Origin of the sequence: Cupriavidus sp. HPC(L) (genome assembly GCF_000307735.3) — a bacterium.
Lineage (GTDB): Bacteria > Pseudomonadota > Gammaproteobacteria > Burkholderiales > Burkholderiaceae > Cupriavidus.
Genome location: NZ_AMPR02000176.1, coordinates 1 through 6,384 on the forward strand (window position 1 = coordinate 1; position 6,384 = coordinate 6,384).

The 6,384-nt window shown below is 63.6% G+C and carries 8 protein-coding genes and 1 tRNA gene; 8 read left to right on the forward strand and 1 reads right to left on the reverse strand.

The window, feature by feature from the left end; all coding sequences use genetic code 11:
• Nucleotides 1–219, reverse strand: a 219-nt coding sequence (locus tag B551_RS26880; protein ID WP_216599696.1) for a hypothetical protein, incomplete at its 3' end; no start/stop codon positions are given.
• Between B551_RS26880 and B551_RS11725 the strand changes: the two genes are divergently transcribed.
• From B551_RS11725 to nuoG, 8 genes are all read left to right on the forward strand, one after another.
• Nucleotides 194–278 (forward strand) — tRNA-Leu (locus tag B551_RS11725). The two genes, B551_RS26880 and B551_RS11725, sit on opposite strands and share 26 nt — an antisense overlap.
• 169 nt (nucleotides 279–447) lie before the next feature.
• Nucleotides 448–807 carry an NADH-quinone oxidoreductase subunit A gene (locus B551_RS11730; RefSeq protein WP_006576543.1) on the forward strand — a complete coding sequence of 120 codons (360 nt, stop codon included), beginning with the start codon at nucleotides 448–450 and terminating at the stop codon, nucleotides 805–807.
• A 6-nt stretch (nucleotides 808–813) separates the two neighbouring features.
• The gene (locus B551_RS11735) at nucleotides 814–1,296 is read left to right on the forward strand and encodes an NADH-quinone oxidoreductase subunit B family protein (protein ID WP_006156837.1); all 483 of its coding nucleotides are present in this window, start codon (nucleotides 814–816) and stop codon (nucleotides 1,294–1,296) included.
• A 1-nt stretch (nucleotide 1,297) separates the two neighbouring features.
• Nucleotides 1,298–1,897 carry an NADH-quinone oxidoreductase subunit C gene (locus tag B551_RS11740; RefSeq protein WP_006576544.1) on the forward strand — a complete coding sequence of 200 codons (600 nt, stop codon included), beginning with the start codon at nucleotides 1,298–1,300 and terminating at the stop codon, nucleotides 1,895–1,897.
• Between the two features lie 19 nt (nucleotides 1,898–1,916).
• On the forward strand, nucleotides 1,917–3,170 hold the full coding sequence (locus B551_RS11745; RefSeq protein WP_006576545.1) for an NADH-quinone oxidoreductase subunit D: 1,254 nt from the start codon (nucleotides 1,917–1,919) through the stop codon (nucleotides 3,168–3,170).
• Between the two features lie 166 nt (nucleotides 3,171–3,336).
• Nucleotides 3,337–3,837: an NADH-quinone oxidoreductase subunit NuoE gene (gene nuoE / locus B551_RS11750; protein ID WP_006576546.1), complete on the forward strand. Its 501-nt coding sequence runs from the start codon at nucleotides 3,337–3,339 to the stop codon at nucleotides 3,835–3,837.
• A gap of 1 nt (nucleotide 3,838) precedes the next feature.
• The gene (nuoF, locus tag B551_RS11755; RefSeq protein ID WP_006576547.1) at nucleotides 3,839–5,134 is read left to right on the forward strand and encodes an NADH-quinone oxidoreductase subunit NuoF; all 1,296 of its coding nucleotides are present in this window, start codon (nucleotides 3,839–3,841) and stop codon (nucleotides 5,132–5,134) included.
• A 12-nt stretch (nucleotides 5,135–5,146) separates the two neighbouring features.
• Nucleotides 5,147–6,384: NADH-quinone oxidoreductase subunit NuoG (gene nuoG / locus B551_RS11760; RefSeq protein ID WP_006576548.1), on the forward strand; the 1,238-nt coding region annotated here is incomplete at its 3' end.

Genomic DNA, 6,384 nt, shown 5'->3' on the forward strand with positions numbered 1-6,384 from the left:
ATTCGCGCCCGGGATTGCCGAACATTTTGCACTTGTGCATTGAACAAAGTGGCGATCATGGGTTAGAATGCAGGGCTTGAAACGATTCCCCAGCGACGGTTCCTGGCAGCGCAGCCAAATAGCAAAAATGGCCGCAAAACCAGCGTACCGAAGGGCTTGAAACCCGGCGCCAGGCAATATTGTTTCTCCCCCAGCCGACGTGGTGAAATTGGTAGACACGCTATCTTGAGGGGGTAGTGGCGAAAGCTGTGCGAGTTCGAGTCTCGCCGTCGGCACCAAACAACTTGATCGGAGTCTGCTCCCGGGCAATGCCCCGGTGAGGGGCTTCGGCAGTCCGCAAGGCGGCGCCGTGATGTCTGCGCAATGGCGTTGGGCGCTTGGGGTGGGCAACAGGACGCCGCTTCAGCTGGTGCTGTTGACAACATTCCAGATAAGGCTGGCCGTACCTTGAATCTCGAAGCCTATTTCCCCGTTCTCGTCTTCATCATCTTCGGCGTGGTGCTCGGCCTCGCGCTGATGTCGATCGGCCGGATCCTGGGTCCGAACAAGCCCGACGCCGCCAAGCTCTCGCCTTACGAGTGCGGCTTCGAAGCGTTCGAGGACGCGCGCATGAAGTTCGACGTGCGCTATTACCTGATCGCCATCCTTTTCATTCTGTTCGATCTCGAAACCGCTTTCCTTTTCCCGTGGGGCGTCGCTCTGCAGGACATCGGCTGGCCGGGTTTCATCGCCATGGGCGTGTTTCTGCTGGAATTCATCGTGGGCTTCGTCTACATCTGGAAAAAGGGCGCGCTCGATTGGGAGTGATGTGAAATGGCAATCGAAGGCGTTCTGAACGAAGGCTTCGTCACGACTACCGCTGACAAGCTGATCAACTGGACCCGCACCGGGTCGCTGTGGCCGATGACGTTCGGCCTGGCCTGCTGTGCCGTGGAAATGATGCATGCCGGCGCCGCGCGCTACGACATGGACCGCTTCGGCGTGATCTTCCGCCCGTCTCCGCGCCAGTCGGACGTGATGATCGTGGCCGGCACGCTGTGCAACAAGATGGCTCCCGCCCTGCGCAAGGTCTACGACCAGATGGCCGAGCCGCGCTGGGTCATCTCGATGGGCTCGTGCGCCAATGGCGGCGGCTACTATCACTACTCGTATTCGGTGGTGCGCGGTTGCGACCGGATCGTGCCGGTCGACATCTACGTGCCGGGCTGCCCGCCGACGGCCGAAGCGCTGATCTACGGCATCATCCAGCTGCAGAACAAGATCCGCCGCACCAACACCATCGCGCGCAAGGGTTGACATGGCCAAGCTCGATACCCTGAAGTCCGCGCTGGAGAAGGCGCTCGGCAATCGCATCGGCAAGCTGGTGGAGTCGTTCGACCAGCTGACGCTGATCGTCAAGGCCGACGACTACCTCGAAGTGGCCCGCATGCTGCGCGACGATCCGTCGCTGCGTTTCGAGCAGCTGATCGACCTGTGCGGCGTCGACTATTCCACCTATGGCGACGGTGCCTGGGACGGTCCGCGTTTTGCCGCGGTCACGCACCTGCTGTCGCTGACGCATAACTGGCGCCTGCGCGTGCGCGTGTTCGCGCCGGACGACGACATGCCGGTGATCCCGTCGCTGATCGACGTGTGGAACTCGGTCAACTGGTTCGAGCGCGAGGCGTTCGATTTCTACGGGATCATCTTCGAGGGCCATCCGGACCTGCGCCGCATCCTGACCGACTACGGTTTCGTCGGCCATCCGTTCCGCAAGGACTTCCCGGTGTCCGGCTATGTCGAGATGCGCTACGACCCCGAGCAGAAGCGCGTCATCTATCAGCCGGTCACGATCGAACCGCGCGAGCTGACGCCACGGGTGATCCGCGAGGAAAACTACGGCGGCCTGAAGCACTGACCGGCACTGAGAACCCGCGATGGCAGATATCAAGAATTACACCCTGAACTTCGGTCCGCAGCACCCGGCGGCGCACGGCGTGCTGCGCCTGGTGCTGGAGCTGGACGGCGAGGTGATCCAGCGCGCCGATCCGCACATCGGCCTGCTGCACCGTGCCACCGAGAAGCTGGCCGAGCAGAAGACGTGGATCCAGAGCGTGCCTTACATGGACCGTCTCGACTATGTGTCGATGATGGCCAACGAACACGCCTACGTGATGGCGATCGAAAAGCTGGTCGGCATCGACGTGCCGATCCGCGCGCAGTACATCCGCGTGATGTTCGACGAGATCACGCGCCTGCTGAACCATCTGATGTGGATCGGTTCGCACGCGCTGGACGTGGGCGCGATGGCGGTATTCCTGTACGCGTTCCGCGAGCGCGAGGACATGTTCGACATGTACGAGGCGGTGTCGGGGGCGCGGATGCATGCGGCCTACTATCGTCCGGGCGGCGTCTATCGCGACCTGCCTGACACGATGCCGCAATACAAGGCGTCCAAGGTCCACAACGAGCGGGCGATCAAGGCGATGAACGAGGCGCGCTCCGGCTCGCTGCTCGACTTCATCGAGGATTTCACCAACCGTTTCCCGAAGTACGTCGACGAATACGAGACGCTGCTGACCGACAACCGGATCTGGAAGCAGCGCCTGGTCGGCATCGGCGTGGTCAGCCCGGAACGCGCGCTGCAGATGGGCTTCACCGGCCCGATGCTGCGCGGCTCGGGGATCGAGTGGGACCTGCGCAAGAAGCAGCCCTACGAGGTCTACGACAAGCTCGATTTCGACGTGCCGGTCGGCGTGGGCGGCGACTGCTATTCGCGCTATCTGGTGCGGGTGGAAGAAATGCGCCAGTCCAACCGCATCATCAAGCAGTGTGTCGACTGGCTGCGCCGCAATCCGGGCCCGGTGATGAGCGACAACCACAAGGTCACGCCGCCGTCGCGCGTCGACATGAAGTCGAACATGGAAGAGCTGATCCACCATTTCAAGCTCTTCACCGAAGGCATTCGCGTGCCCGAGGGCGAGACCTACGCGGCGGTGGAACACCCGAAGGGCGAGTTTGGCATCTACGCGATCTCCGATGGCGCGAACAAGCCGTACCGTCTGAAGATCCGCGCACCGGGCTTCGCCCACCTGGCCGCGCTCGACGAAATGGCCAAGGGCCACATGATCGCGGACGCGGTGACGATCATCGGTACGCAGGACATCGTGTTCGGCGAGATCGACCGCTAACGACGTGCCGCCTCCGGACGACGATCCGGACCGACCGCGGCAAGCCGGCATGGGGCTCATGCCTGCGAGGACAACGCAGCGACGGCTGCAACTGATGCGGACCGCGCCACCGGCTGGCGCGTTTCGCTTGTAAATCGGCGCATTAGGCAACACCACGGCAACGACCATGCTATCAGCAGAAGCTCTCAAGGAAATCGATCGCGCGATCGCCAAGTATCCGGCCGACCAGAAGCAATCGGCCGTGATGGCGGCACTGGCCGTGGCGCAGGGCGAAGTGGGCTGGGTGTCCCCGGAAGTCATGGAATTCGTGGCCAGGTACCTCGACATGCCGCCGGTGTGGGTGGAGGAAGTGGCCACCTTCTACAACATGTACGACACCAAGCCGGTCGGCCGCTACAAGCTGGCCGTCTGTACCAACCTGCCTTGCGCACTGTCCGGCGGCGAACGCGCCGGCGAGTACCTGAAGCGCAAGCTGGGCATCGACTACAACGAGACGACCCCGTGCGGCACCTTCACGCTGAAGGAAGGCGAATGCATGGGCGCCTGCGGCGACGCCCCGGTGATGATCGTCAACAACACCCGCATGTGCAGCTTCATGAGCGACGCCAAGCTCGACGCGCTGGTCGACGAGCTCAAGGCCGAAGCCGCTGCCAAGGGGGACAAGTAATATGACCTGTCTGCACGACCGCCATATCCAGCCGCTGATCCTGGCCGGCCTGGATGGCAAGAACTGGCATCTGGAAGACTACGTCAAGCGCGGCGGCTATCAGCAGCTCAAGCGCATCCTGACCGAGAAGGTGCCGCCCGAGCAGGTGATCGCCGACGTCAAGGCCTCGGGCCTGCGCGGCCGCGGCGGCGCAGGCTTCCCCACCGGCCTGAAGTGGAGCTTCATGCCGCGTCAGTTCCCGGGCCAGAAGTACCTGGTCTGCAATACCGACGAGGGCGAGCCGGGCACGTTCAAGGATCGCGACATCATCCGCTACAACCCGCACGCGCTGATCGAAGGCATGGCCATCGGCGCGTACGCGATGGGCATCACCGTGGGCTACAACTACATCCACGGCGAGATCTGGAACGAATACAAGATCTTCGAGGAAGCCCTCGAAGAGGCGCGCGCCGCCGGCTTGCTCGGTGACAACATCCTGGGCTCGGGCTTCAGCTTCCAGCTGCATGCCCACCACGGCTATGGCGCCTACATCTGCGGCGAGGAAACCGCGCTGCTCGAATCGCTGGAAGGCAAGAAGGGCCAGCCGCGCTTCAAGCCGCCGTTCCCGGCCAGCTTCGGCCTGTACGGCAAGCCGACCACGATCAACAACACCGAGACCTTCGCCGCGGTGCCGTTCCTGCTGGCCGTCGGTCCCGAGAATTACCTGAAGATGGGCAAGCCGAACAACGGCGGCACCAAGATCTTCTCGGTCTCGGGCGACGTCGAGCGTCCCGGCAACTACGAGATTCCGCTCGGCACGCCGTTCGCGACGCTGCTGGAACTGGCCGGCGGCATGCGCGGCGGCAAGAAGCTGAAGGCCGTGATCCCGGGCGGCTCGTCGGCACCGGTGGTGCCGGCCGACCTGATGATGGCGTCCGACATGGACTACGACTCGATCGCCAAGGCCGGCTCGATGCTGGGCTCGGGCGCGGTGATCGTGATGGACGAGACGCGCTGCATGGTTCGTTCGCTGCTGCGCCTGTCCTATTTCTACTTCGAAGAATCGTGCGGCCAGTGCACGCCGTGCCGCGAAGGCACCGGCTGGCTCTACCGCATGGTGAACCGCATCGAGCATGGTGAAGGCCGCCAGGAAGACCTGGACCTGCTCAACAACGTTGCCGAAAACATCATGGGCCGCACGATCTGCGCGCTCGGCGATGCGGCGGCGATGCCGGTCCGCGGCATGCTCAAGCACTACTGGAAAGAGTTCGAATATCACGTCGAACACAAGCAGTGCATGGTTCCGGCCTACATCTAAGCGTGGCAGAACATGGTTGAACTCGAAATCGACGGCAAGAAGGTTGAGGTTGCGGAAGGCAGCCTGGTGATGGAAGCGGCCCGCAAGCTGGGCACCTACATCCCGCACTTCTGCTATCACCGCAAGCTGTCCATCGCGGCCAACTGCCGCATGTGTCTGGTCGAGGTCGAAAAGGCGCCGAAGGCGCTGCCGGCCTGCGCCACGCCGGTCACCGCGGGCATGAAGGTCTTCACCAACTCGGAGAAGGCGGTCAAGGCCCAGAAGTCGGTGATGGAATTCCTGCTGATCAATCACCCGCTCGATTGCCCGATCTGCGATCAGGGCGGCGAGTGCCAGCTGCAGGATCTGGCGGTCGGCTACGGCGCCTCCGAATCGCGCTACAAGGAAGAGAAGCGCGTGGTGTTCCACAAGAACGTGGGCCCGCTGATCTCGATGGAAGAGATGACGCGCTGCATCCACTGCACCCGCTGCGTGCGCTTCGGCCAGGAAGTGGCCGGCGTGATGGAGCTGGGCATGCTGAACCGCGGCGAGCATTCCGAGATCACGACCTTCGTCGGCAAGACGGTGGACTCCGAGCTGTCGGGCAACATGATCGACCTGTGCCCGGTCGGTGCGCTGACCAGCAAGCCGTTCCGCTACACCGCGCGGACCTGGGAACTGTCGCGCCGCAAGTCGGTGTCGCCGCACGACGGCCTGGGCGCGAACCTGATCGTCCAGTCCAAGAACCACCGCGTGATGCGCGTGCTGCCGCTGGACAACGAAGCCATCAACGAATGCTGGCTGTCGGACCGCGACCGCTTCTCGTACGAGGGCCTGAACAGCGCCGACCGGCTGACCCGGCCGATGATCAAGCAGGACAACCAGTGGCTCGAGACCGACTGGCAGACCGCGCTCGAGTACGTCGCCAACGGCCTGGCCGGCATCAAGCGCGAGCATGGCGCCGACCAGATCGCCGCGCTGGCCAGCCCGCACGCGACCGTCGAAGAGCTCTATCTGCTCGGCAAGCTGGTGCGCGGCCTCGGTAGCGACAACATCGACTTCCGTCTGCGCCAGTCCGATTTCTCGGCGAAGGTCGAGGGCGCGCCGTGGCTGGGCATGCCGATCGCCGACGTCTCGACGCTGCAGGGCGCGCTGGTAATCGGCGCCTCGCTGCGCAAGGATCAACCGCTGCTGGCCTCGCGCCTGCGCCAGGCCGCCAAGAAGGGCGCCCGCGTCGCCGTGCTGGGCGCCAGTCCCGAAGATCTGCTGAT